Here is a 22985-nt window from a genome sequence, read left to right as displayed (position 1 = left end):
GAGAAAAGACGTATGAGGGTAGCGGTAGTACAGACCCGATGGGTCGATGATCACGAGGACGGCCTGCGCAACGCCTACCAGGCGATCGAGGACGTCTGCGGCGGCGGCGACGTCGACCTGGTGTGCTTTCCCGAGTTCCTGCTCGGTCCGCCGTGGTACATGCCGGGGCAGGACGGCCTGAAGGGGCGAACCGACACGCCGATCCCGGGGCCGGTCGTCGACGGCTTCCAGTCCCTGGCCCGCAAGCTCGGCACGTACATCCTGCTGGGTTCGCTCGTCGAGGACCTGCGGGACGGCATGTACCGGAACACGTCCCTGCTGATCGGCCGGCAGGGCGTCATCACCGGGCGCGCCGTCAAGGCGCACGCCTTCGGCAACGAGATGGTGGTGTGCCGCCAGGCGGACTCGCTCGGCGTCCTGTCGACCGAGTTCGGGCAGATCGGCATCGCCGTGTGCTCGGACTTCTGGATCCCCGAGGTCGTCCGGCTGCTGGCGCTGGCCGGCGCGCGGACGGTCTTCGTGCCGGGCGGGACGCTGGGGCAGAACCAGCCGCTGATGGTGAACGCGTTGCGCACGGCGGCGTACTTGAACGACGTCAACATCGTCTACGCGAGTTCGGTCGGCGTCGTCCGAGGCAAACGCGGGGACCGGCTCGTGGAGATCCACTTCGCCGGCACCAGCCTGGTCGCCGGCCCGGAGGGCATCATCGCGCAGGCCGGCAGCGACGAGCCGGAGACGCTCGTCGTCGACATCGACGAGCCCGCCGAGGGCGACGGCCGCCGCTGGCAGCAGCTCCGCAGGCCCGACGCCTACCGGGCGCTGCTCACCCCGTACGTCGGAGCCAACCGGGATCTCGCCGCCGAACTGAGGGCGAGCCTGACCGCGGGCGGCGGCCCGGACCGGGGCCGGCCCGCCACCGCGACCCGTGCGCATGAGGGGACTCGTCCGTGACCATCTTCGTAGCGCAACACGCCCGTCGGGCGAACCCCGAGGCGACGGCCGCCGCCGTGCTCGACGACCTCGACAGCCGGGTGACCGACGAGGCGTCGTTCGTCCTCCTCCCCGAGAACGCGTTCACCACCGGCGACGGCGTCCGGGCGCTGCCCCGGCGGCTGCGTGAACAGTGCCTGGACCGCCTGACGACACTGGCGCGGACCCGCGGCGCCTACGTGCTCACCGGCTCCTGGCCGGAGGAGCGGCCGGGCGGCGCTCTGATGCAGGTGGCCCGGCTGCTGGACCCGAGCGGATCGGTGTGCGCCCAGGTGGAGCGGCCCGTCCTGCCCGACGGGACGACCGGCACCGGCGACGACTTCCCGGTCGTCGAGACGCCGTTCGGTCACGTCGGGGTGCTCCTCGGACCCGACTTCTGGCTGGTCGAACCGCCGCGCATCGAATGCCTGGCCGGTGCGGAACTGCTGCTGGTGGCCGGGTCCCTGGACGGCACGCAGCAGGCCGCGCAGCGCGCCGCGGTGTGGGGCATCGCGACCCTCAACACCGTCGCGGTCGCCTTCGCCGGTTCGCTCGGCGAGCGCTGCGGTGGGGGCAGCGCCGTGGCGGGGCCCGAGGGATTCGTCGCCGAGGCGGGCACCGACGAGGACGTCATCGAGGCGCCCTGGGACGTCGAGAGGATACGGCACCTGCGCGAACCCGACCTGCGTTTCCAGCAGACCCTCTGGTTCGGGCTGTGGGCGCGCCGGACGGAGCTGTACACGAACCTCACGGAACAGGTGAGCTGAGATGCGAATCGCCGGCGCTCCCGCCCCCGACGTCCGACGGCGGATCGAAACGGAGCTGGCAGACGACGTGCCGTGGAGCCGGGTGCTCAACTCCATCTGCACCGAACCCCATCCGCTGGGCGTGGAGATGGCGTCCGCCGCGGCGCACACCAACCTCGGCGACGTGCGCATCTTCCGCGGCACCAAGCGGATCGAGCGCAGGGTCGTCCGGCTGCTGCTCGATCTGCTGGGCAACCCCGGCGGGTCGGGGAGTCTGGTGTCCGGAGGAACGGAGGCGAACCTGATCGCGATGCTGGTGGCCCGCGAGTCGGCGCGCGCCCGGGGGCGGCTGACCGACCGGCCCGAAGTCGTCGTCAGCAGCACCGTGCACTTCTCCTTCACCAAGATTTTCGCACTGCTGGGGCTGACCCCGGTCGTCGTGCCGGTCGACGACGCCTTGCGGTTGCCGGCCGACGGGGCGGCCCGGCGCATCGGCGAGCACACCGTCGCAGTCGTCGCGACCGCGGGCAGCAGCGAGTTCGGTGTGGTCGACGCGGTCGACGAGATCGGACCGGCGGTGGCCGGACGGGACGTGCACCTGCACGTGGACGCGGCCACCGGCGGCTTCATCATCCCGTTCGCCCGCGAACTCGGCCACGACCTGCCCCAGTTCGACTTCACCGTCGACGGCGTCGACTCGATCACCATCGACCCGCACAAATACGGACTGGCCAACGTCCCGGCCGGCGCGATCCTGTTCCGGGGCGCACAGGATGCCGGACGCTTCGCGGTCGATTCGTTCTTCATCGACACGCCGGTGCACAACACGCTGCTCGGCACCCGTCCGGGCGCCGCCGCGGTGTCGACCTACGCGGTGCTGGAGCACCTCGGGCGCGACGGCTTCCGGTCCATCACCCGGACCAACTTCGAGGTGACGAAGCACCTGGTGGCCGGGTTGCGCGCGGCCGGGCACGAGTTGTTCGCCGAACCGCAGCTGAACATCGTGGTGGTCAGGATGGAGCACGCGGTCCGGATCTCGCAGCTGCTGGAGTCCTGGGGCTGGATCGTCTCCACCTCGAAGCGATTCGGCGAAACCCTGCGACTGGTCGTCACCCGGCACGTGACACCGGAGACGGTGGACGAGTTCCTTCCGGTGCTGGAACGGGCGTGTCGGGAAGTCGCGGCCGAGGCGGCGCTGCGATGAGCCTCTTCCGCGGCCCCCGTACCCGGCTCGCCGCCCTGCAGATGCGGATCGAGCCCGGGCAGCGGGACGAGAACCTGGCGCGAGCCGCCAAGCTGCTGTCCACCGCGCGAGAACGCGAGGTCGACCTGGCGTGTCTGCCGGCGACGTTCGCCACCGGTCTGAACTTCCCCACGCTGCGCACCGACGCGACCACCGAGGACGGTCCGGTCGTGCAGTTCCTCGCCGAACAGGCCCGCACCTTTGGCATGCACATCGCCGCGGGCGTGCTGCTTTCGGCCGGGCGTGACGTCTTCGACGCCGCCGTGCTCGTCGGCCCCGGTGGCGACCCGCTCGGCTGGTACCACCGCGCCTGCGTGTGGGAGGGCGAGTCCGAGTACGTGTCCACCGGCTCGCCGGGCGAGGCGATCGACACGCCGGTCGGGCGGATCGGCCTTCAAGTGAGCTACGACCTGCGGTTCCCGGAGGCGAGCCGGCACTACCTCGCCCAGGACGCCGACCTCATCGTCTGCGTGGCGAACCTCTTCGGGCCGTTCTCGCACCCGCTGCGCTCCCTCTGCCGCGCGCGGGCCGCCGACAACGAGTGTGCGCTGGTGTTCGCCAGCGGGGTCGGGGAGAACCGCTTCGCGAACATGGCCCACCTCGGCCGCAGCATGATCGTCGACGGCCTGGTGCAGGACGTCCGGCAGGACCCGGAGGCGGACATCCTCGCCGAGGCCGGCCCGGGCAGCCACGAAACGGTGATCGACGCGGAAGTGCACTGGCGGCAGCGGCGGAAGGTCCGCGCCGGCCTGCCGTTCCACGACGACCTGCGCTCGACCTGGACCACGATCCACGGGAGTCGCGCCTGATGAGGGCAACGCGAATGCAGCCGGAGTCCAGCTGGCTCGGCGACGTGCTCGGGCTCGTCGCCATCGACATGCGGCAGTTCTTCGACAACCGCCTGTTCGCGGTCTCGACGCTGCTGACGTCGGTGTCGATGGTGCTGGCCTTCGGGGCGGCGACCGACCAGATGGTGAGCCCGGCACCGACGGCCGCCACCTACTTCGGCTTCGTCTTCCCCGGCATCATCGGCGCGGGCATCATGTTCAGCTGCACCTACACCGTCGGCTACACGGTCATCATCGACCGCAACCGCCGGACGATCGAGGACCTGATCCTGTCGCCCCTGTCGTACTCGGGGTTCCTGCTCGCCCGGATCGTCGGTGTCGTGCTCAAGTGCCTGTTCCAGTTCGTTCTGGTGCTCGTGCTCGGCATCGGGGTCTTCGACGCGCGGATCGAGTCGGTGCCGCTGCTCGTGCTGGGCTTCTTCACCGCGTGCACGGCCTTCGCCGGGCTCGGGATCCTCATCGCGACGTACACCAACGAGATCTCCTTCCCGGCGGTCGTGAACATCATCGTCATCCCGCTCATGTACTTCGCCGGGATCTTCTTCCCCCTCGACAATCTCGGGACGCTGGGCGACGTCTTCGACACGTTCCCGCTCGCGGTGCACGTCGAGATCTTCCGCGCCGCCACCTCGCCGGACCTCTCGGCCTCCGGGTCGGCGTCGGTGCTGGCGGTGGCCTACTCGTTCCTGGCCCTCGGCATCGCCTCCTGGGCCTTCCGCAGGAGGATCGGCCATGGCTGACACCACGGGCACCGCAGCGCCGGTGCTGTCGGTTTCCCGGCTCGACCACCGGATGAGCCCCGACTTCGCCCTGCGCTCCCTCACCTTCTCGGTGGGCGCCGGCGAGGGCGTGGCCGTCATCGGCACCAACGGCGCCGGAAAGACCACGCTGATCCGGCTCGTCGCCGGCCTGCTGCGCCCGGCCGCCGGCGTGGTGCGTGTCTGCGGCACCCCGCCCCGCCGCTGGGGGCAGGTCGGCCGCCACATCGGGTACGTCCAGCAGGCCAAGGACCTGCCGGACGGCGTCACCGTGGAGACGTACGTCAAGCATCAGCTCAAGCTCCGGCGGGCCGACCCCGGCCGGTACGAGGAGCTGATCGCGCTGGCGGACCTCGAGCAGTACCGCCACCAGTACGTCCGCAGTCTCTCCGGCGGCAGCCAACGGAAGCTGCACGTCATCTGCGCCGTCGCGCACCGGCCCGACCTGCTGATCCTCGACGAGCCGACCACGGGCCTCGACCCGACGGCGCGCGAGACGCTGCTGGAGCTGCTGGGGAGCCTGAAGAAGGACGGCGTCGGCGTGCTGTTCGCCAGCCATCACCGCGACGAACTGGTCGCGCTGGCCGACTCGGTCGTGGTGCTGCACCAGGGCCGGCAGATCAAGGACGCCTCGCTCGACGTCGTCACCCGGTGGGGTGAGCGCTCCAGCCTGGTCCTGGAGACCTTCACCGACGCCCAACTCGCGCGGCTGCACTCCTGGGCGGGGCAGGAGGCGACGGCCTGCGGCCTGATCCGTTCCGTCCACCACGTCGATCACGGCGTGAAGCTCGACCTGACCGAGGGCGATCACCAAGGCACTCTGGCCGAGATGGTCGCCCGAGCCCACGCCGCCGGCCTCGCACTGCGCTCCGCGTCCTACTTCCAGCCCACCCTGGCGGACGTCGTCCGTTCCCTCGTCGACCAAGCCGAACCGGAGGACATCGCATGAGCATCACGACCACGACCACGAGCATGCCGTTCTGGAAGGAATACCCGGAGCGCGACAACGAGTGGGTGCGGCAATACCCGACGAAGCACGTGCCGGTGAACGAGGAGGAGGTGTTCGCCCGCAAGCCCATGGGGGTGTACGTCCACATCCCCTTCTGCAACCGGCTCTGCTTCAGCTGCCCGTACATCAAGCACCAGACCGACCGGGACCTGACCCGCACCTACCTGGAAGCGCTGAAGACGGAGATCACCAACTACGCCGGCCGGCCGTACATCCAGGACCACGTCATCACCCTCGGCTACATCGGCGGCGGAACCCCGACCGCGCTGACCGCCCCGCAGCTCGACGACCTGCTGGGCCACCTGTTCGGCAGCCTGAACGTCGAGGAGGGCGCGGACTTCTCCATCGAGACCACCCCGGTCGACATCACCGAGCGCAAGGCCACCGTCCTGCTGGAACGGGGGGTGCGGCGCGTCAGCCTCGGCGTGCAGACCTTCGTGGCGGAGGAACTGAAGGACCTCGGCCGCCCGAACGACCCGGAGATGCTCAAGGAGAGCATCCGGCTGCTGCGCCGGTGCGGATTCGAGAACATCAACATCGACCTGATGCACGGCATCAACGGGCAGACGATGGAGAGCTGGGAGCACAGCCTCGACGTCGCCATCGAGCTCGGGGTCACCTGCATCTCGTTCTACACGTACATGGAGTTCGCGCAGGTCTCCACGAAGCGCAGGAAGCTGCCGCCGGTTCCGGAGAAGGCCGTGGTCGACGACATGTTCCTGTTCGCCGCGGAGAAGCTCTCCAAGAGCGGCTTCCTGGGCTACTACGGGGACTGCTTCGCCAAACCCGGCTACCAGCCGCAGTACGGCGAGACGTCGTGGAGCGAGGACATCCCCATCATCCCGCTCGGCCCCACCGCGACCGGGCATCTGCGCGACCACTGGTACTTCAACGAGCCCGACATCGGCCGCTACATCCAGACGGTGACGGAGGGCCGGCTGCCGATCTCCATGGGCAAGCACATCACCAAGCCGGAGGCGATCCGGCGATCGATGGTCCTCGGCGTCAAGGCCGGGCGGGTCAACCGGGACCGTTTCCGCCGCATCCACGGCGTCGACTTCATGGAGATGTTCCGCGCCGAGATCGACGACCTGGTCGGGAAGGACCTGATCACCGCCGACGAGAACGGGATCGAGGTGACCGGCCCGAAGGGCTGGTACTACCTGGACAACATCTCCAAGGCGTTCTACTCGCCGGAGTACCGGCGCTACCCGCAGCATCTGGGAGCGGACATCTCCCACTTCATCTCGCGCCAGCCGATTCCCCTGCAGATCACCACCCGGCCGAAGGACGAGGAGGCCGGCCGATGACCACTGACACCCGACTGCTCGACCTGACCGACCGAGTGCCGCAGCCCTCACCGCACGACGACATCGACAAGGTGCGTGTCTACGACCTCGGCATGCGCCGGTCCGCGCTGATGGCGTACAAGCGGCCGAGCGACCGCATCCTGGCCAACGTCCGTGACGGCATGAGCGACCTCGTCGAAGTCGGCTTCAACACCGGCCTGCTGTCGCTCCACGTGGCCGGCAAACTGCCGGACCTGGCCGTGTCCGGGGTGGAGGAGAACCAGAACCTCGTCGATGTCGCCGAGGACAACCTGACGCTGGCCGTGTGGGCGAACACCGCCGGCGACGTCGAGTTCGAGATGGCCAAACTGCACCGGCTGCCGTTCCCGGACGATTCCGCGGACATCGTGTTCTCGTTCTCCTCGCTGCACCGCTGGCGCCGGCCGGTCGAAACACTGAGGGAATGCGCCCGCATCTGCAAGCCCGACGGCGTCGTGATCATCGAGGACATGAACCGGCACGCCGAGGAGGGGCACATCACCTTCATCCTGCAGTTCGTGAAGGAGGGCGGCGGCGAGTTCATGCGGTCGTTGCAGGCCGCGTACACCCGGGAGGAGGCAACCGAGCTGCTTCGGGAGGCCGGCCTGACGGACTGGCAGGTGGTCGAGGAGGATCTCGGCCTGGTGATCTGCTCGCGTTCCCTCGAGCCGGTGAGCATGTGATGGCCGGGACAACGATCGCCGTCATCCAGATGGAGTCAAAACTCGGCAAGCCGGCCCAGAACCTGCGCCGGGCCGAGCGCTACATCCACGAGGCCGTCGAACAGGGGGCGAACCTGATCTGCCTGCCCGAGGCGTTCTCCACCTCCGGCAACATCCTCGAGGTCGCGGACGTGTCGGTGCCCGTCCCGGGGCCGGAGACCGACTTCCTCTGCGAGCAGGCGAAGCGGGCCGGCGCGCACATCGTGGCCGGCCTCCTGGAGCGCGGCGACGACGGCACGTACTACAGCACGTCGGTGCTGTGCGGCCCGGAGGGAACCCTGCTCGGCCGGTACCGGCGCGTGCACTGCCACGAACTGGAGGCCCGCTACCTCTCCAGCGGATCGGAGTACCCGGTCTTCGACACCGGGTTCGGGTGCATCGGCCTGATGCAGGGCTACGACATCAACTTCCCCGAGGTCGCGCGGGAGTACAGCCGCCGTGGAGTCGACATCATCGTGTGCTCCGCGCTGGTGCCCGAGATGTTCGCCTACGTGGCGAACATGCGACTGCCGGTCCGGGCGGTGGACGCCGAATGCATCGTGGCGTTCGCGTCCGGGATCGGGACCAATCTGTACGCCGGATTCGGCTACATGGGGCGCAGCCAGATCCTGGCGGACCCGCTGTTCCTCGAGGCCGAACGATTCGACTTCGTCGACGGCGACGAACGGATGGTGGACCTCGGCAAGGAAGCGGGCGTCGGCGTCGTCGAGGTCGACCTGGACCGCATGCGCCGCTACCGCACGAAGGCCACCCTGCGCGGCGACCTGCGGCCGGCTACGTACTGGCAGCTCGAACGAGAGTGAAGGCCCATGCGAGTGCTGCTCATCTCCACCAACAAGATCAGGGTGCCGCGGCCGGCCCTGCCGATCGGCATGGCCTACATCAGCGCCGCGCTCAAGCACGCCGGACATGACGTCGACATCCTGGACCTGCTCTGGGAGTCCCGGGAGCTCAAGGCGGTCCGGGAAAGGCTGACCACCGACACGTACGACGTGGTCGGCATCGCCGTGCGGAACCTGGACAACCTGACGTTCACCGACCCGGTCTTCTTCGGCCCGATGACCGAGAAGATCGTCCAGTGCGTACGCAAGTACACCGGCGCCAAGGTCGTCCTCGGCGGATCCGGCTTCTCGGTCGAGCCGTTGTCGTTCTTCGAGTACGCCCAGCCGGACTACGGCATCGCGGGTGAGGGCGAGGCCGGCATCGTCCAGTTGCTGGACCACCTCGAGTCCGGCGGACGACTGGAGCCGATCTCGGGGCTCTGCTACCTCGACGAGAACGGGAAGTTCTGCCAGAACCAGTCGAACTCCGCGTTCGACCTGGGCGCGCTGGAGCCCGACCGGTCCGTCTACGACCCCCGGTACTTCGAGGAGGGCGTCTCGGCGGCCTCCGACCTCACCCGCGACCACCAGCCGGCCATCGAGACCCTGCAGACCAAGCGGGGCTGCAAGCTGTTCTGCTCCTACTGCATCATCCGCAAGACCGAAGGCAAGGGCGACCGGTTCAAGGAACCGGCCGAGGTCGTCGGCGAGATCCAGCGGGCCATGGCGGACAACCCGGCCGTGCGGGAGTTCGAGATCGTCGACGCGACCTTCAATTACCCCATGGAGTACGCGGCCGAGGTGTGCGAGGAGATGATCCGCGCCAAGCTCGACGTGCCCTGGTACTGCCAGTTGACGCCGAACGCGGTCACGCCGGAGTTCGTGGGGCTGCTCCACGCGGCCGGCTGCATCCGGGTGGACCTCGGCACCGACGCGCTCACCGACGAGGCCCTGTCGGACCTGATGAAGGGCTTCGACATGGCTCGGGTCCTCGAGATCGACCGCCTCTTCACGGCCAGCCCGATCGAGCACACCCACTGCATCTTCCTCGGCGGGCCGGGGGAGACCCCGCAGGCACTGAGGGAGTCCATCCGGTTCACCGAGCGGTTCCTGAACCCGGCCCAGATCTACGCCAACCTCGGCATCCGGATCCTCAGCGGCACCAAGCTGCAGCGCCAGGCCGTCAAGGCCGGGATCCTGCGGGAGGACCAGGGCACGTTCGTCCCCGCCTTCTACGTGGAGCCGGCGATCCTCGCCGACCGGGACACGCTCGACTTCGTCCGCAACGCCTACCTGAGCCACAAGAACTGGTACCTGTGGTGGGGCCTGGGCGGGCAGAACCTGACGGACCGTTCGAGGGACACCATCCAGGCCGTGGCCGACATGCGGCAGGAGTACGAGTACGTCATGCGGGACAAGCCCCGGCTGGAACGCGCACCGCGGCCGAAGACCACCCAGCCGCTCAAACTCACGCTCGGCTCGTGATGAACGTTCCAGCGGCCGCCGACGAGCTGTTGACGGCGCTTGCGGCCCGAGCCGACCCGGACTTCGCGGGGCGCATGCAACGGTACTTCCCCCACGAGATCCGGGCGCTCGGGGTCGGCAACGCCGCGGTCGCCGGGATCGCCGCCGACTACTTCCGTGACCGGCGCGACGTCCCCGGGGCGACGCGGCTGCTCCTGGCGGAGGAGGTGCTGGCGCACGCCGAGTACCACGAGGAGGTGCTTCTGGGCTTCGCGGTCCTGCACAAGGTCGCCAGGACCGGACTCGGCGGCGAGTTGCCGGCCCGCTGCGAGCACTGGCTGGGGACGTACGTGTCCAACTGGGCGCAGTGCGACGACATGTGTCTGAAGCTGCTGTATCCGTTCTTCCTCGGGAACCTGGAACTGATCCCGCGGACACGGCGCTGGGTCGAGTCCGCCTCCCCGTGGGCCAGGCGTGCCGCGAACGTGGCGGTCGTCAAGTTCGTCCGGCGCAAGGTGGGCCGGACGGTCTTCGAGCTGCCGTTGTCGCACGTCCTCGACAACTGCGTCCGGCTGATGCACGACGACCACGTCTACGTGCAGAAGGGCTGCGGCTGGCTGCTCAAGGTCACCGCCGAGGTCCATCCCGACGAGGTGGCCGAGTTCCTGCGCACCTGGCACACCGAGATGTCCCGCGACACGTTCCGGTACGCGGTGGAGAAGATGGACCCGCGGATGCGGCGGTCCTTGATGGCACTGGGACAGGGGGTGACGCGATGAACACGACCGGCCGCTACGTCCACCGCCGGGGCATCCACTGCGAGTCGGCCTGCCAACGCGCCGTCCTCGCGGCCGGCGGATACGAGGTGGACGAGGAGATCGTGTTCGGGCTGGACGGAGGTTTCGGCTTCTCGTTCTTCCCGGCGAACGGCAATGCGCCGGACATCGTCGTCGGCAAGCAGGCGGTCATGCCGCTTCGGGCGTCGCGGCTGATGGGCGTCGAGGTCGCCACGCACACCCCGAAGTCCGCCGCGGGCCTGACCGAGCTGCTCGGGTCGGTGCCGGCCGTGACGACCCGGGTGGACCTCGGTCTGCTTCCGTACTGGGGTCTGGACGGGCGCTCCTCCTTCGGCGGGTATTTCGTCAACGTGGTCCGCCCCCTCGGGGCCGATGCGTTCGAGGTGTCGGATCCGGCGTTCGACGAAGCGGTGTCCGTGAGCGCGGCCGAGCTGCAGGCGGCCCGGTCCAGCCGCAACTCGCCCCCGCTGAACCCGGACTGGAAGGTGTACGTCTTCGGCGCGCCGCGGAGAACGCCGCAGCTGGACCGCGTCGGCCCGGTGGCCGTCCGCAACCTGTGCCGCGAGGTCCTCAGACCGGGCAATCGGCACCTGGGCATCCCCGGGATGAAGCTGCTGGCCACGACGGCGGCTTCCTGGCCGCAGTCCAAGCACGGCGAGGTCGAGGACGTGGACCTGGCCGGCCGCGTGGTGCGGACCGACGCACTGGCGCGTCAACTGCTGCATCTGGGGAGGCAGATCGAGTCCTTCGGCACCGGCGGAGGGCTGTTCCGCCCGATGATCGGCCGCTACCTGACGAAGGTGGCCGACAGCACCGGCGACTCACGCTACGCCGATGCGGCCGAACAGTTCCTCGCCGGCGGCCGGCTGTGGTCGAACCTGGGATCCGCACTGCTGGCGGTGGGGGCGACCGCCACCGCGCGCGACGATCTCGAGACGCTCGTGGACGCCGTGGCTGACACGGCGCGGTCCGCGATGGACGTCGAGAAGCGGGCGCTCACCGCGCTCACCACTCTGTAGAGGCGAGGTCGAGACATGCCCACCGAGGACGAGTCCGTACTGCTCCAGGGGCCCCGACGCTGGAACGAGCATGCCCGCCTGCGCCGGGCGCAGGGCCCCTTCCGGCCCGACCTGCGCAAGGCGGCGCTGCACGGCGCCGACCTGCAGGGCGCCGAGCTCGCCGACGCGGACCTCGCCGACGCCGTGCTGACCGAGTCGTACCTGATGTCCGCCGACCTGAGGGGCGCGAATCTCGAAGGCGCCAATCTGTGCGAGGCGTACCTCATCCTGGCCGAGCTGAACGGCTGCCGGCTCGTGGGCGCGAACCTGGAGGGCGCGGACCTCAGCGGCGCCGACCTGACCGGCGCGGAGCTGGACGCGAGCTTCCGGCGCACTGCCGTGATTTCGGACTACCTCACGATCTGGCCATAGCGAAGGGAGCTCCTCATGATCGTTCTGGGCTACAACGGATTCGGCAAGTCTGCGGAAATCTTCGGGCGCCTCTTCCGCGCCACCGGTATCGACCGTCACCTGTTGTACGGCCATGACTCGTCCGCCGCCCTGGTCATCGACGGGAAGTTGGTCGCCGCCGTCGAGGAGGAACGCCTCAACCGGGAGAAGAAGACGTCGAGCTTCCCGGTCAACGCGATGCGCTGGTGCCTGGAATCGGCCGGGATATCCTTCGACGACGTCGACACCTTCGCCTTCTCCTGGCAGTTCTCCCAGGACGTGGTGAACAAGATGATCGCCGAGATCACCGAGGACCGCGCGGCGACCGTCGAGCAGAAGTTCGCACGCCTGGAGCGCCTGGCGGAAACCCATGCGGCGATGTTCAGCCAGGCCGCGACCGAAGCCGACTTCTTCGAGTACACGGGCCACAGGCTGAACCCGGAGAAGCTGGTCCGCGTCCCGCACCACATCGCGCACCTGATGACCGGATACCACCTGTCGGGCGGCGGAGATGCGGCCTTCCTGGTCAGCGACGGCCGCGCCGAATGGCTGTCGGCGATCATGGGTGAGGTGCGCGACGGCCAGGTGAAGATCTTCGACGACATGACCATCGACTCGCGGCACTCACTGGCGATGCTCTTCTCCGTGGTGACGCGCTACCTCGGATTCGTCCCGAACAACGACGAGTACAAGGTGATGGGGCTCGCCGGCTACGGCGCGCCGCCCGAGCCGAACCCGTTCCTCGAGCACGTGGTCGAGGTGTGCCCCGACGGCACCTACAGGATTCCCTATCCGGCGAACGCCGTGCCCGCCTACTACGAACTCTTCGACCGCGTCTTCGGCGGAGACGCGGAATGCCGGGAGGACTTCGACTACCGGGTACGCGTGGCCGGCGCGGCCCAGCACATGCTCGAAACGGTGACCGCCGGCCAGATCCGGACGCTCGAAGCCCGGAGCGACCTTCCACGCGTGATCTTCGAGGGCGGACTCGCCCTGAACTGCGTCAACAACAGCAAGCTGCTGGAACGTTCACGCTTCACCGAGATGGACGTCAGCTTCGGCGCCAGCGATGTCGGCGTGGCCATCGGGGCGGCTCTGTTCGCCGGCCGGCAGGCCGGCACACCGCCCCGGGTCAGCACGTCACCGTACCTGGGCCCCGCCTACGACAGCCAGGAGATCCAGGCAGCCCTCCACCCGTACGCCGACCGGGTCACCTGGCGGGAACTGGACCCCGCGGACGTGCCGCGGGAGGCCGCGGCCCTGATGCGGGAGCGATGCGTCATCGGGTGGTTCCAGGGGCGACTCGAGTACGGGCCGCGCGCCCTGGGCAACCGCAGCATCCTGGCCAACCCGAGGTTCCCCGACATCAAGGACATCATCAACGAACGCATCAAGCACCGCGAGCAGTTCCGGCCCTTCGCCCCCGTGGTCCTCGAGCACCTCGCGCCCGAGGTCTTCGAGCTCGGCAAGAAGAAGTCCTCGCCCTACATGACCTTCGTGGTTCCGGTGCGCCCCGAGTACCAGCAGATGATTCAGGGCGCCTGCCACGTCGACGGCACCTCGCGGATCCAGACGGTCACCGAGGAGAGCAATCCGCTGCTCGCCGAGCTGCTGCGCCGGTTCACCGAGCTGACCGGAATTCCCTGTCTGATCAACACCTCGTTCAATGTCGCCGGCGAACCCGTCGTCTGCTCCCCCGCGGATGCTCTGTCCTGCTTCTTGAAGACGGAGATGGATCACCTGTTCCTCGGCAACTACCTGGTGTCGCGCGCGATGTGAGCGAGTGAACGGCTTTCCGATCTTCGTCGTCCGCAATTGCACTTCAGGGGGTTGCGCTACGCTGCACGCGAAGGAAGGGAGACATGGACACGTGTCGCTTTTAGAAGAACATCCGTACGTCGGTAGGCACTGCGAGTCGACCACCCTCGTGAATCTGTTGCGGCAGCGAGAGGTCGACTTGTCGGAGCCACTGGTCTTCGGCCTCGCCGGTGGCCTGTCGTTCATCTACTGGCGGACGAAGCAGATGCCGACACCGTTCGTCGGCGGCCGTATCAAGCCCGACACGCTGTCCGACAATCTCGCGAAGACGCTGAACCTGCGGATGTCCGTCCACGAGACGTCCTCGGTGAAGCGGGCGAGGGAACACCTGCTGGAAGAGCTTGATTCCGGAACCGTCGTCGGCCTCAAACTCGACCGCTACTTCCTCGACTACTCCACCGACGACTTCCGGTTCGCGGCCCACTATGTCGCCTGTGTCGGCCACGAGGACGACCGTTTCGCCCTGGTCGAGACCCAGCCGCTCGGTCTGCAATGGGCCTCCGGTGAATCCCTTGCGACCGCGCGGAACGCCCGGGGTCCGATGAGTTCGCGTCACCGCGCCTTCACCGTCGACCGTCCGAAGGGCGGTCTTCCTGATCTGGGGGAAGCCGCACGCAAAGGCATCAGAACGGCGGCGGAGAACTTCCTGAATCCGCCGATCTCCAATTTCGGGTTCAGGGGCATGCACAAAGTCGCCGACCTGATGCCGCAGTGGCTCGACGACCTCGATTCGCCCGCGGACAGCCTCCCCGAGATCTGCACGATCATGGAAGACGCAGGAACCGGCGGGGGCCTGTTCCGCACGATGTGGGCGGAGTTCCTCGCGGAGACCGCCGATATCACCGGTACCGGCGAGTTCCGGGAGGTCTCGGAGGCGTACCGTCAGGTGTCGAAGAAGTGGACCGAGGTGGCCGGACTTCTGCACGAGGCGGGAGCCGCGTCGTCGCGGGAATCCCTCCACAGCGCGTCGAAGCTGGTGCACGAGGCCGCCGACGAGGAGCAGCACCTGATGCGACGTCTCCTGGAACTGTCGAGCTGATCCGCTGACCGCTCACCTCGTGCCGGACGAGGGGCGCGGTGCCTCGCGTCACCCGAGCGGTGCGGTACGTCCAGGAACTGACTGTGGCCCGAGCCGGCGATGCCCCACACGTGGCGGATGGTGGTGGCGGTTGTCGCGTGGCGCCGGCCGGTCCTGGCCTCGAACACGGCCCGTTTCTTCAGGTGCGCCGCGACGGCTCGACGCGGCGCACGATCAGCCGCATGCCCTGCGGCCGGCCCTCGCGGGTGTACCAGTCCGGTCGGCCCGGCGACGAAACGGCCCTCCTGGAGGCTGCCCGTCCTGGTGCACGGAGGTCTCCCGGACGGCCTCGGGCAGTCGGGCGATGGCCTTCTCGTCGCCTTCGGTGATCCTCCAGCCGCTGCCTCCAGGACAACCAGGGCGAGCTGACCGTGTCCGTGGAGATCACCCACACCCCGTGACGGGGCCCCGCCGTCCGCTCCCGTCCGTCAGCCCCGTGCCCGGGGACCGGTCACCCGAAGGGAGTGCGCGTCACGGCGCGCCTCCTGCGGCCGGGTGGTCGCGCGTGCCGCGCCCTCATGGCAGCACGACAGCGGCACGTCACGGCCGGTCAGGGCAGGGGAGTGCGGTGCAGGTTGATGAGCAGACGCCAGACCCGCTGCGCGATCCCGGTGGGCGTGGCCTCGATGGAGCCGTGCAGCCAGTCGGCGAGAACCCCGGTGAAGGTCGCGGCCACGGCCGAGGCCACCAGGTCCGGCTCCGGCGCACCGGCCAGGGCGCGCTCGGTGCGGCTGCGGGCGCGCAGATCCTGGTGGAGGACACGGCCGAGGGGGCCGCTGCCGCCCGGGCGCAGCAGCTCCCGGTAGAGCCCGGCGTGCGGGGCGAGACGGTCGAAGAAGGCGAGCAGGGCGGGCGGAGGGCTCCCGGGATCGGGTGTGCCGCGCCACGCGTGCAGGGCGTCCACGGCTTCGCGGACGATATCGGCGCACACGTCGACGGCGAGCGCCTCCAGGTCGGCGTAGTGGAGGTAGAAGGTGGCGCGGCCGACTCCCGCCCGGCGCGCCAGGGCGGCGACGCTGACCTCCGCCAACGGCCGTTGGGCGCACTCCTCGAGCAGTGCCCGGCCCAGCTTGGCCCGCGTCCGTGCCGTACGGGGGTCCGCCTGCACGTCGGTCACCGGGCGAGCAGAACGGCGGCGAGCGCCAGGGCCCCGGGCACTGCCTGGGCCATGAGGATCCGCCGGTTGGTGGTCAGGCCGCCGTACAGTCCGGCGACGAGCACGCAGACGAGGAAGAAGACCTGGACCCGGAACCCGGTCGGATCCTCCGCGATCAGAGCCCAGATCAGTCCGGCGGCCAGGAACCCGTTGTAGAGGCCCTGGTTCGCGGCGAGCGGGGCGGTGGCACGGGCCATGGCCGCGTCGAAGCCGGAGAGCTTGCGGCCCGGTCCCCTTTCCCACAGGAACATCTCCAGAACCAGGAAGTACGCGTGCAGCGCGGCCACCAGCCCCACCAGCACGTTCGCGGTCGTCTCCATCGGGTATCCCCATCTCCAGGCATCATGGACAGGTGTCCACCATACATGGACACCTGTCCATGACATGGGTGGCTGTCCATGTCGTGGGCGGCTGTCGACCGCACGAACCTGCCCTGCGGCCGGGCGGCCCTCCAGGAGGAGCGCGAGGTGCCGGACGGCTGCAAGGGCTCGCTGCGTCGCGTCCACCGCAAGAGGGGAATGCGGGCCGTCCGCAAGGAATTCGCCTGACGTCCGCGTGCCGTCGGTCGAGAATCCGGCGGCGCCGTTCCCTCGCTCTGCGGGTCGGCGGTCGCCGCTCGACGGGCACCGGGTGGACCGGGGTGCCGCGGTGGGGAGCCCGGGGTCGGATTGCCCGCATCCGATGGCACTTGTGCTGTCGTCATACGCGTATTGCGGTGCCTTCGTGGCGAGGGCACGGATCAGCATCAGCCTGGAGCGAGACCAGGCCGAACGCATCAGGCAGCACGCGGAACGCGCGGGCATGGACCTCTCGGCCTACCTGGTGCATGCCGCAACGCGCCAGATGGCCGAGAGTGATGCCATAGAGGAACAGTTCGCCGAGGCGGACGCGCTCATCGCCCGGGCGGAGCAGGCGGCGAGTGGGCTGCCCGCCGAACCCGCCCGGAACTGACGGAGCAGGAACGCGGTGAAGTCGAGGAGGCCCTGGAGTTCGCCCACGGCCGGGAACGGCACAGTCGCCCTCCGGGACACGCCGGGTGAGCACGGTGACCTCATGCGGGGGTGCCTCCCGACGCCGCACTCCACTCACGGTAGTACTCCGTGAGAGCCGTCCGGGGGAAGTCCGGCAGGCCGGAACCGAACTGCTGGAGCCGGTGATAGGCCTGCTTGAGGACATCCAGTGTGTCGAAGCATCCCGCATGGACGGCGAGTACCAGTACGTCCTCGATGGTGAGGTGCTGCAGGGCCCACTCGTCGGCGAGCTGCCGTCCCTCCGCGTCGTCCATCATCAGGGTGACCTCATGTCCCTGCTCGGACAGGTGCACGCCATGCGCTACGACCACGCACTCTCCGAGGTCACGTGAACGCCTCAGCGCCTGGTCGAACTCGAGGTCTCGGATCTCTTCCAGGACCTCGACGACGCGGGCGGGTGCGGAACCGATCTCCAGAGCGGGCAGCACTCTGATGCGGTCGCTGCGCTCCAGCGCGAGCCAGCGTTTGCGGAGCCCGGGGTACTTGGCGTCTTTGCGCACGATCTCGTCGCAGACCTCGGCAGGGACCAGGATGACCCATTCCATGGACTCGAGGGCAGTCACGAGCACGCGATTGAGGCTGGCGCCCGCGAAGTGGACGCACACGACTGCGTCCAGGATGCAGGCGTCCTCTCTTTCCCCTGGCGCGTTCTCCTCGGCCACGGGCTCCTGCGGAAAACTCACTCCTACCGCTGCTCCTGTCCGTCCTCGGGCGGCTCCGTGGCCCGGTGTGCCGGTCGGCCGCGACGGGCGACGAGGCTTCGTACGTCGACACGTCCCGACAACGCGACCTGGGGGGGCCGAATACCGGCTTCGTCCAGTTCCCGCTCGGTGGTACGCGGCTCGGCGCCGCTCAGCGACGCGATGGCCCGCACTCCGATGTGTCCTGTCCGGTAGGCCTCGACGGCCCGTTCCATGATCCGGCGCGGCGGCCGCACGCGCGCCGCGGCCTCGCACTCCACGCTGTACTGAGGCCCCCAGCCGTAGGTCCACGCGAGTTCGCGCCCCGTCGGACCCTGCACCCTCTTGGCCTGGGCGTCGGTCAACAGTCCCAGCTCCTTGCACTGGATGAGCAGCACGGGAAGGCTCACGCCGTAGTGCCGGGCCGCCATGGCGCACTCTCTGCGTCCCGGCTCGGTAACCGAGAGGCACTCCATCCAGCGGCGGACGCCCTCCGCCGGGGCCAGCAGATGCCGGGCGAAGGCGTCGCACCGCTTCTCGGCCGGCGTCCGTCGGCCGTCCAGCCGGTGCGCGGCCACACCGTCCGACAGCAGTACGTGTCCCAGCTCGTGCGCCAGTGAAAAACGCTGCCGCTCGGGCACGTGTGACGCGTTGACGACCGAGATCGTCACCTCACGCTCGAAGTCGAGCGCAGTGAATCCGGATACGTTCTGGGGGAGCGTGAGCGCGGCCGTGTCCAAGCCGATCGCCGACTCCACGATTTCGGCGAGGTCCGGGACGGGGCCGAGACCCAGCCTGAGGCACTCACGAAGCTTTTCCGCCAGGTCCCGGCCCTCGCGCTCGGCATCGACGACCTGTGTGAGGGGCCGCTTCAGCCGGGCCGCCCGCTGTCGATCGGCTTTGTGGCCATCAGGCACGAACCGGTCGAGGCGATCATCGAGAGCCAGGATCTCGCCGACCAGCCCCTCGGCCTGTCTCAGCTCCTCCTCGGCGCCTTCCGAGGCCCGCGCCGCCACCTGCATGCGCCGCCGCACCGGGTTCCCCTTGGTCAGCAGCGTGAGCGAAACCGCCAGCGCCGCAGCGATACGGTCGAGCTCGGCCAGCGTCAGTGCCGACCGTTCTCCCCTCTCGATTCTCGCCAGTGTCGGCTGGCTCAGCTCCGCACGCACAGCCAGCTCCCGCTGACTCAGCCCCGCCTGCGCCCGCTCCCGCGCAACCCTTTCGCCGATCTCCCTCAGATCCATACCCCCGCACCTCCCCGTCCTGAATCAATGATAGCTCTTTGATTCAGTCAGTGTCACAGAGATTCTTCGGCCGCACCGCGCCGAGCCTGCGTATGAGGTGAGAAACACCCGAGAGGCGGAGCGGAGGCCGGCCCGTGGGTTTGCCTGTCCGGAGCATCCGGCAGGCGCGGTCCTCATGAGAGGGGGCCGCAGATCTGTGCCCAGACAGTCTTGCCGCCGGGCGGATACGGTTCGACGCCCCAGCGGTCGGCGAGGGCGGTCACCAGGAGGAGGCCGCGGCCGGACTCGGCGTCCGGGGGCGTTCCGCAGTCCGCGGGAGGCGACGGGAGGTGCTCGCCCCGGGCGTCGGTGACGGTGATGCGGAGCAGGCCGGCCGTAGTGTCGAGAGCGAGGGCGAGTCGGAAGTCGCGACTGTTGACACGACCGTGCAGGGCGGCGTCGGCGGCGAGTTCGCCCATGATTTGCTCGGCGGGCTCGGTGACGCCGGGTGACACCGGCCACGCGCGGAGCTGCTCGGTGGCGAGGAGGCGGGCGAGCCGAGCTCCGCGGCGGGTGGACGACAGGAGTTGGGCGAACGCTTGTGTGGCTGGATTGAGTTGGGGTGTGGTTGCGCTCATGAGGCCACGGTGACGGGTGCGCGCGGGCGTGTTCCAGAGGTGCGGTCCGCACGCTGCGTCATCGTACGAGTACATTCCGTGGACGGTGCGACGGTTCATGCGTCACGCGGGGTGTCGTCGGGTGGGGGACGGCGAATAGCGCAGGTACGGAACCGGAGGTGGCCGCGGATGACCGATGGCGGTGTGGTGGACGACGAAGACATGCAGGGCGGCGAGGCGGACCGGGAGCCCGATCCCTCGGACAGCCTGCGGACGTCCGGGGCCGTCATGCAGGCACTGCGCGAACACGCGGGATACAGCAGAACCGAGTTCGCGAACCTGGTGAGCTTCTCCAAACACACGGTGGAATCGGTGGAGTTGGGGCGGCGGATGCCCGACGTGTCGTTGGTGGAGCGGTCCGAGGAGGCGCTGGGGAACACGGGGGCGCTGCGGAAGTCGTCGCAGTACGTGACACGGGGGCGCGGGGATGTGGGACTCGCGGCGTGGTTCCGGCAGTGGGCTCGGCTGGAGCGGGTGGCGGTGAGCCTGTGCACGTACGAGTGCCGGCTGGTGCCGGGGTTGTTGCAGTCGGAGGGATATGCGCGGGCGGTCTTCGAAGGGACTGTTCCGGTGGCTCCGGACAGCCTGCTGGAGGACTTCATGGCCCGGCGGATGGAGCGGCAGCGGATGCTGTTCGAGCGGCCGACAGCGCCGTTCAGCTTCATCGTCGAAGAGCACGTCTTCCGGCGCCGGTTCGGGGATCTGGACCAGATGAGACAGATGCTCGACCACGTGCTGGAGCTGAGCGCACCTCGGAACGTGACGCTTCAAGTCGTGTCGTTGGAGGCAGGGTTGCATGCCTGTCTGGATGGGCCGGTCCAGTTGCTGGAGACTCCGAAAGGGCAACGGCTCGCGTACTCCGAGGGGCAGCAGAACGGTCTCCTGATCTCCGACGTGAAAGAGGTGAGCCTCCTCTGCCAGCGCTATGACACACTGCGCTCGCAGGCCCTGAACGCCAAGGACTCGAGGGGTCTGCTGGAGCGACTCCGAGGAGAGCTATGAGCACGAGGCCGGAACTGGCGTGGTTCAAGTCCAGCTACAGCGGCAGTCAGGGTGACAGCTGCGTGGAGGTCGCCATCACCGAACAGGCCGTGTGCGTACGGGACTCCAAGGACGTGACGCGCCCACACTTCGCAGTCGGGCTCGCGGGTGGGCGCAATTCGTGGGGTTCGTAACGGAGGCGTGACGCCTCTTCGAAGGTGAGCGGCGACCGAGGGCGGCGTTGTCTGCCTCGGTAGGGATGCAGACGAGATCATGTACCGCCCACGTCCGATTCTTTCTGGCCCATGCCCTTCCATGGGCCAGAAAGAATCGGAGCGTCCGTCAGCCTTCGCGGTTGCGGCCAGATGCCCGCGAAGTCGCAGCCGGCACAGGACGTGCACCAGTTGTCCAGGCGGGGCAGCCGGTTGGCACGCAGCGAATCCGCTGCCTCCGTTACGCGCTTGCTGAGGTCGGTCATGACCTCGGGGCACCATCTCGCGGGTGTCGAGCCCCGCCTTGTCGAGGTTGAGGACCTCGACGACGTCCGCGTTCTGTCCGGTCAACTCCCGGTAGCCGAGCACGTACAGGCGCAGCCGGCCACGGATCGGGATCTTGGCCTGGGCGCGTTCGCTAGAATTGGAGTTGACGACCGACATTTCGTTCGTGTCCAGCCGCTCCGTGTGGTCGACAAACCAGGTTGCCTTACCCCGGCGCGCGGATACCCGCATAGCGGTTCTCGACCGTGAGGACGTCCTCGACGGTCGTGATACGACCATCAGCTTGTCCGGAATGGGTAATTGATCCAGCAGGAAGTTCAACTGGAAGGCCCCGCCGACTAGTGCGATTAACTGATCAGTAGTTACGATCATTGCGTGCATGTGGATGATCTCACCCGGGGTACGGCGGGCTCCGTACCGGATGCCGATCTCGAGGCGCGGGTGCTTGTGTGTCCGGCGTACGGGAGCAAGGAGTCACGCAAGCACTGGCGTGACACGCTTCAGCAAGAGGTGTCTTTCACTGAGGCGTCGTTGGTGAAGCACATGTCGTCGCGGCAGCTTGAGCAACTCCTCCACCTCCATCCCGAGGGGGCGGCTCGTTTCTGGGGCGCCACATCGTCCCATGACAAGGCGATGTCAAAAGTTCGCACTGGTGACGTGGCCCTGTTCACTGGGACGAAGAAGGTGTTGGCTGTGGGGGAAGTCGGCGCCATCTTTGTCAACGGCGAGGTTGCCGACGTGCTCTGGCCTCCCTCGCCCGGTGGTAAGAGTTGGCGTACCGTGTACAGTCTGCGCGACTTTGTCCCCGCTGGGGTTCCGTATGAGGAACTTGCTGAAATGATCGGGTACTCCAAGAGCTACGGTTTTTTTGGCCAACTGGTGCTGGAAGGTGACAAAGCCCAAGCTGTCATCGAGGGTTTGCGTATAACCACCAGGACGGTGCTGGAAAAACTCGACATCGAGAGGCCCCCTACCCGCGGCCTGGTCCAGACCCAGCGGACTGCATTGGAACAGCAGCACACGCCGATCGTCAGTTTCGAGCGTGCAGCGGTGACTACCCTCTACAGGCGTGAAGAACAGCCGTTGGTCACGGAGTTCTGTGCCACGCTCACCACCAATGCTGAACGCTTCCGGTCTCCGGTCGGTCTTTGTGACATTTATTTGCACGGATCTGACGGTGTGGAGGTGATCGAGGCGAAGAGTCGTACCGAGCACGCATATGTGCGTGAAGCTCTCTCTCAACTGTTGGATTACGCCCCGCACAGCCCTCGGCCTGTGGACCGGCTTGCTGTGCTGGTTCCTGATCCGCTCGACGAGCGGGAACTGCAGTTGCTGCACCGGTACGGTGTCGACTGCATTCATCGAGTGTCCCCGAGCGTCTTCCGGAGGGTTCCGGCCCCCGACCACAGACGACGTCTGATGAAGAAACTTTGGACGGGGAGCTGAGCCCACCAACCGTAGCGACGAACCCGGACGCTGCTTCAGCGTACAGCGCGACACCAGCGATCCGGATACCGTCCGCGGGAAGGAGCACTGGTGACGCGGACAGGGGTCGGAAAACCTGTCATACGGACGTCAGCCAGGCACCCTGTGCTCCAGGGTCCCTTGCATGATCGAGATCTGTCCGGATTCATCCGGTGAGGCCGAGGGCGGTCAGGGGCCTGTGGCAGTCGCGGGCGGCATGGCGTAGG

At 68.3% G+C, this 22985-nt stretch carries 25 protein-coding genes and 1 pseudogene; 20 read left to right on the top strand and 6 right to left on the bottom strand.

Annotated elements, in window-relative coordinates:
• The first annotated feature begins 12 nt into the window (after positions 1-12).
• From ACFWVE_RS22715 to ACFWVE_RS22645, 15 genes are read left to right on the top strand one after another with little or no spacing between them, the layout of a single operon-like run.
• Positions 13-951 (top strand): carbon-nitrogen hydrolase family protein, encoded by a 939-nt coding sequence (locus tag ACFWVE_RS22715; RefSeq protein WP_384016778.1) that lies wholly within the window; start codon positions 13-15, stop codon positions 949-951.
• The gene (locus ACFWVE_RS22710) at positions 948-1736 is read left to right on the top strand and encodes a carbon-nitrogen hydrolase family protein (protein WP_384016775.1); all 789 of its coding nucleotides are present in this window, start codon (positions 948-950) and stop codon (positions 1734-1736) included. Before ACFWVE_RS22715 ends, ACFWVE_RS22710 begins: the two co-directional genes overlap by 4 nt.
• A gap of 1 nt (position 1737) precedes the next feature.
• Positions 1738-2919 (top strand): tyrosine decarboxylase MfnA, encoded by a 1182-nt coding sequence (mfnA, locus tag ACFWVE_RS22705; RefSeq protein WP_384016772.1) that lies wholly within the window; start codon positions 1738-1740, stop codon positions 2917-2919.
• Positions 2916-3767: a carbon-nitrogen hydrolase family protein gene (locus ACFWVE_RS22700; protein ID WP_384016769.1), complete on the top strand. Its 852-nt coding sequence runs from the start codon at positions 2916-2918 to the stop codon at positions 3765-3767. Before mfnA ends, ACFWVE_RS22700 begins: the two co-directional genes overlap by 4 nt.
• Entirely contained in the window at positions 3767-4546 is a 780-nt protein-coding gene (locus ACFWVE_RS22695; RefSeq protein ID WP_384016766.1) for an ABC transporter permease, read from the top strand. Before ACFWVE_RS22700 ends, ACFWVE_RS22695 begins: the two co-directional genes overlap by 1 nt.
• A complete protein-coding gene (locus tag ACFWVE_RS22690; protein WP_384016763.1) occupies positions 4539-5513 on the top strand; it encodes an ABC transporter ATP-binding protein in 975 nt (324 codons plus the stop codon). The genes ACFWVE_RS22695 and ACFWVE_RS22690 overlap by 8 nt, the downstream gene beginning before the upstream one ends.
• Positions 5510-6883 (top strand): coproporphyrinogen-III oxidase family protein, encoded by a 1374-nt coding sequence (locus ACFWVE_RS22685; RefSeq protein ID WP_384016760.1) that lies wholly within the window; start codon positions 5510-5512, stop codon positions 6881-6883. The genes ACFWVE_RS22690 and ACFWVE_RS22685 overlap by 4 nt, the downstream gene beginning before the upstream one ends.
• A complete protein-coding gene (locus tag ACFWVE_RS22680) occupies positions 6880-7584 on the top strand; it encodes a class I SAM-dependent methyltransferase (protein ID WP_384016757.1) in 705 nt (234 codons plus the stop codon). The genes ACFWVE_RS22685 and ACFWVE_RS22680 overlap by 4 nt, the downstream gene beginning before the upstream one ends.
• Complete coding sequence (locus ACFWVE_RS22675) at positions 7584-8426, top strand: carbon-nitrogen hydrolase family protein (protein WP_384016755.1); 843 nt, start codon at positions 7584-7586, stop codon at positions 8424-8426. The genes ACFWVE_RS22680 and ACFWVE_RS22675 overlap by 1 nt, the downstream gene beginning before the upstream one ends.
• Before the next feature lie 6 nt (positions 8427-8432).
• Positions 8433-9929, top strand: a complete 1497-nt coding sequence (locus tag ACFWVE_RS22670) for a B12-binding domain-containing radical SAM protein (RefSeq protein ID WP_384016752.1) — start codon at positions 8433-8435, stop codon at positions 9927-9929.
• Entirely contained in the window at positions 9929-10687 is a 759-nt protein-coding gene (locus ACFWVE_RS22665) for a DNA alkylation repair protein (RefSeq protein WP_384016843.1), read from the top strand. The genes ACFWVE_RS22670 and ACFWVE_RS22665 overlap by 1 nt, the downstream gene beginning before the upstream one ends.
• On the top strand, positions 10684-11724 hold the full coding sequence (locus ACFWVE_RS22660; protein ID WP_384016749.1) for a DUF4872 domain-containing protein: 1041 nt from the start codon (positions 10684-10686) through the stop codon (positions 11722-11724). The genes ACFWVE_RS22665 and ACFWVE_RS22660 overlap by 4 nt, the downstream gene beginning before the upstream one ends.
• 15 nt (positions 11725-11739) lie before the next feature.
• A complete protein-coding gene (locus tag ACFWVE_RS22655) occupies positions 11740-12135 on the top strand; it encodes a pentapeptide repeat-containing protein (protein WP_384016746.1) in 396 nt (131 codons plus the stop codon).
• A gap of 15 nt (positions 12136-12150) precedes the next feature.
• Positions 12151-13932: a carbamoyltransferase gene (locus ACFWVE_RS22650; RefSeq protein ID WP_384016743.1), complete on the top strand. Its 1782-nt coding sequence runs from the start codon at positions 12151-12153 to the stop codon at positions 13930-13932.
• Between the two features lie 4 nt (positions 13933-13936).
• A complete protein-coding gene (locus ACFWVE_RS22645; RefSeq protein WP_384016741.1) occupies positions 13937-15010 on the top strand; it encodes a BtrH N-terminal domain-containing protein in 1074 nt (357 codons plus the stop codon).
• A gap of 589 nt (positions 15011-15599) precedes the next feature.
• On the opposite strand, the gene ACFWVE_RS22640 is transcribed toward ACFWVE_RS22645, so the two are convergent.
• Both ACFWVE_RS22640 and ACFWVE_RS22635 read right to left on the bottom strand, forming a co-directional pair.
• On the bottom strand, positions 15600-16157 hold the full coding sequence (locus ACFWVE_RS22640) for a TetR/AcrR family transcriptional regulator (protein ID WP_384016841.1): 558 nt from the start codon (positions 16155-16157) through the stop codon (positions 15600-15602).
• 5 nt (positions 16158-16162) lie between these two features.
• Positions 16163-16525 (bottom strand): DUF1304 domain-containing protein, encoded by a 363-nt coding sequence (locus tag ACFWVE_RS22635; RefSeq protein ID WP_384016738.1) that lies wholly within the window; start codon positions 16523-16525, stop codon positions 16163-16165.
• A 78-nt stretch (positions 16526-16603) separates the two neighbouring features.
• Here ACFWVE_RS22635 and ACFWVE_RS22630 point away from each other — a divergent pair, with 78 nt between their 5' ends.
• Together ACFWVE_RS22630 and ACFWVE_RS22625 are read left to right on the top strand one after the other, a co-directional pair.
• Entirely contained in the window at positions 16604-16753 is a 150-nt protein-coding gene (locus ACFWVE_RS22630; protein WP_384016736.1) for a hypothetical protein, read from the top strand.
• Between the two features lie 175 nt (positions 16754-16928).
• Positions 16929-17156, top strand: a complete 228-nt coding sequence (locus ACFWVE_RS22625; protein WP_384016733.1) for a plasmid mobilization protein — start codon at positions 16929-16931, stop codon at positions 17154-17156.
• Positions 17157-17256: 100 nt separating this feature from the next.
• Here the strand turns inward: ACFWVE_RS22625 and ACFWVE_RS22620 are convergent, their stop codons facing one another.
• The 3 genes from ACFWVE_RS22620 to ACFWVE_RS22610 all read right to left on the bottom strand — a co-directional run bounded on the left by ACFWVE_RS22620 (position 17257) and on the right by ACFWVE_RS22610 (position 19777).
• On the bottom strand, positions 17257-17919 hold the full coding sequence (locus ACFWVE_RS22620) for a hypothetical protein (protein ID WP_384016730.1): 663 nt from the start codon (positions 17917-17919) through the stop codon (positions 17257-17259).
• Positions 17920-17921: 2 nt separating this feature from the next.
• Entirely contained in the window at positions 17922-19160 is a 1239-nt protein-coding gene (locus ACFWVE_RS22615; RefSeq protein ID WP_384016727.1) for a helix-turn-helix domain-containing protein, read from the bottom strand.
• Between the two features lie 173 nt (positions 19161-19333).
• Positions 19334-19777 (bottom strand): ATP-binding protein, encoded by a 444-nt coding sequence (locus ACFWVE_RS22610; protein ID WP_384016724.1) that lies wholly within the window; start codon positions 19775-19777, stop codon positions 19334-19336.
• Positions 19778-19945: 168 nt separating this feature from the next.
• Between ACFWVE_RS22610 and ACFWVE_RS22605 the strand changes: the two genes are divergently transcribed.
• Together ACFWVE_RS22605 and ACFWVE_RS22600 are read left to right on the top strand one after the other, a co-directional pair.
• Positions 19946-20818, top strand: a complete 873-nt coding sequence (locus tag ACFWVE_RS22605) for a Scr1 family TA system antitoxin-like transcriptional regulator (RefSeq protein ID WP_384016721.1) — start codon at positions 19946-19948, stop codon at positions 20816-20818.
• A pseudogene (locus ACFWVE_RS22600) lies at positions 20815-21002 on the top strand (DUF397 domain-containing protein). Before ACFWVE_RS22605 ends, ACFWVE_RS22600 begins: the two are co-directional and overlap by 4 nt.
• A gap of 66 nt (positions 21003-21068) precedes the next feature.
• Here ACFWVE_RS22600 and ACFWVE_RS22595 read toward each other — a convergent pair.
• A complete protein-coding gene (locus ACFWVE_RS22595) occupies positions 21069-21275 on the bottom strand; it encodes a hypothetical protein (protein ID WP_384016718.1) in 207 nt (68 codons plus the stop codon).
• A gap of 394 nt (positions 21276-21669) precedes the next feature.
• Between ACFWVE_RS22595 and ACFWVE_RS22590 the strand changes: the two genes are divergently transcribed.
• Positions 21670-22740 carry a hypothetical protein gene (locus ACFWVE_RS22590; protein ID WP_384016715.1) on the top strand — a complete coding sequence of 357 codons (1071 nt, stop codon included), beginning with the start codon at positions 21670-21672 and terminating at the stop codon, positions 22738-22740.
• Positions 22741-22985: the final 245 nt, after the last annotated feature.

Source organism: Streptomyces sp. NPDC058632, from assembly GCF_042717095.1.
GTDB lineage: Bacteria > Actinomycetota > Actinomycetes > Streptomycetales > Streptomycetaceae > Streptomyces.
This window is presented reverse-complemented; position numbering and strand designations above follow the sequence as displayed.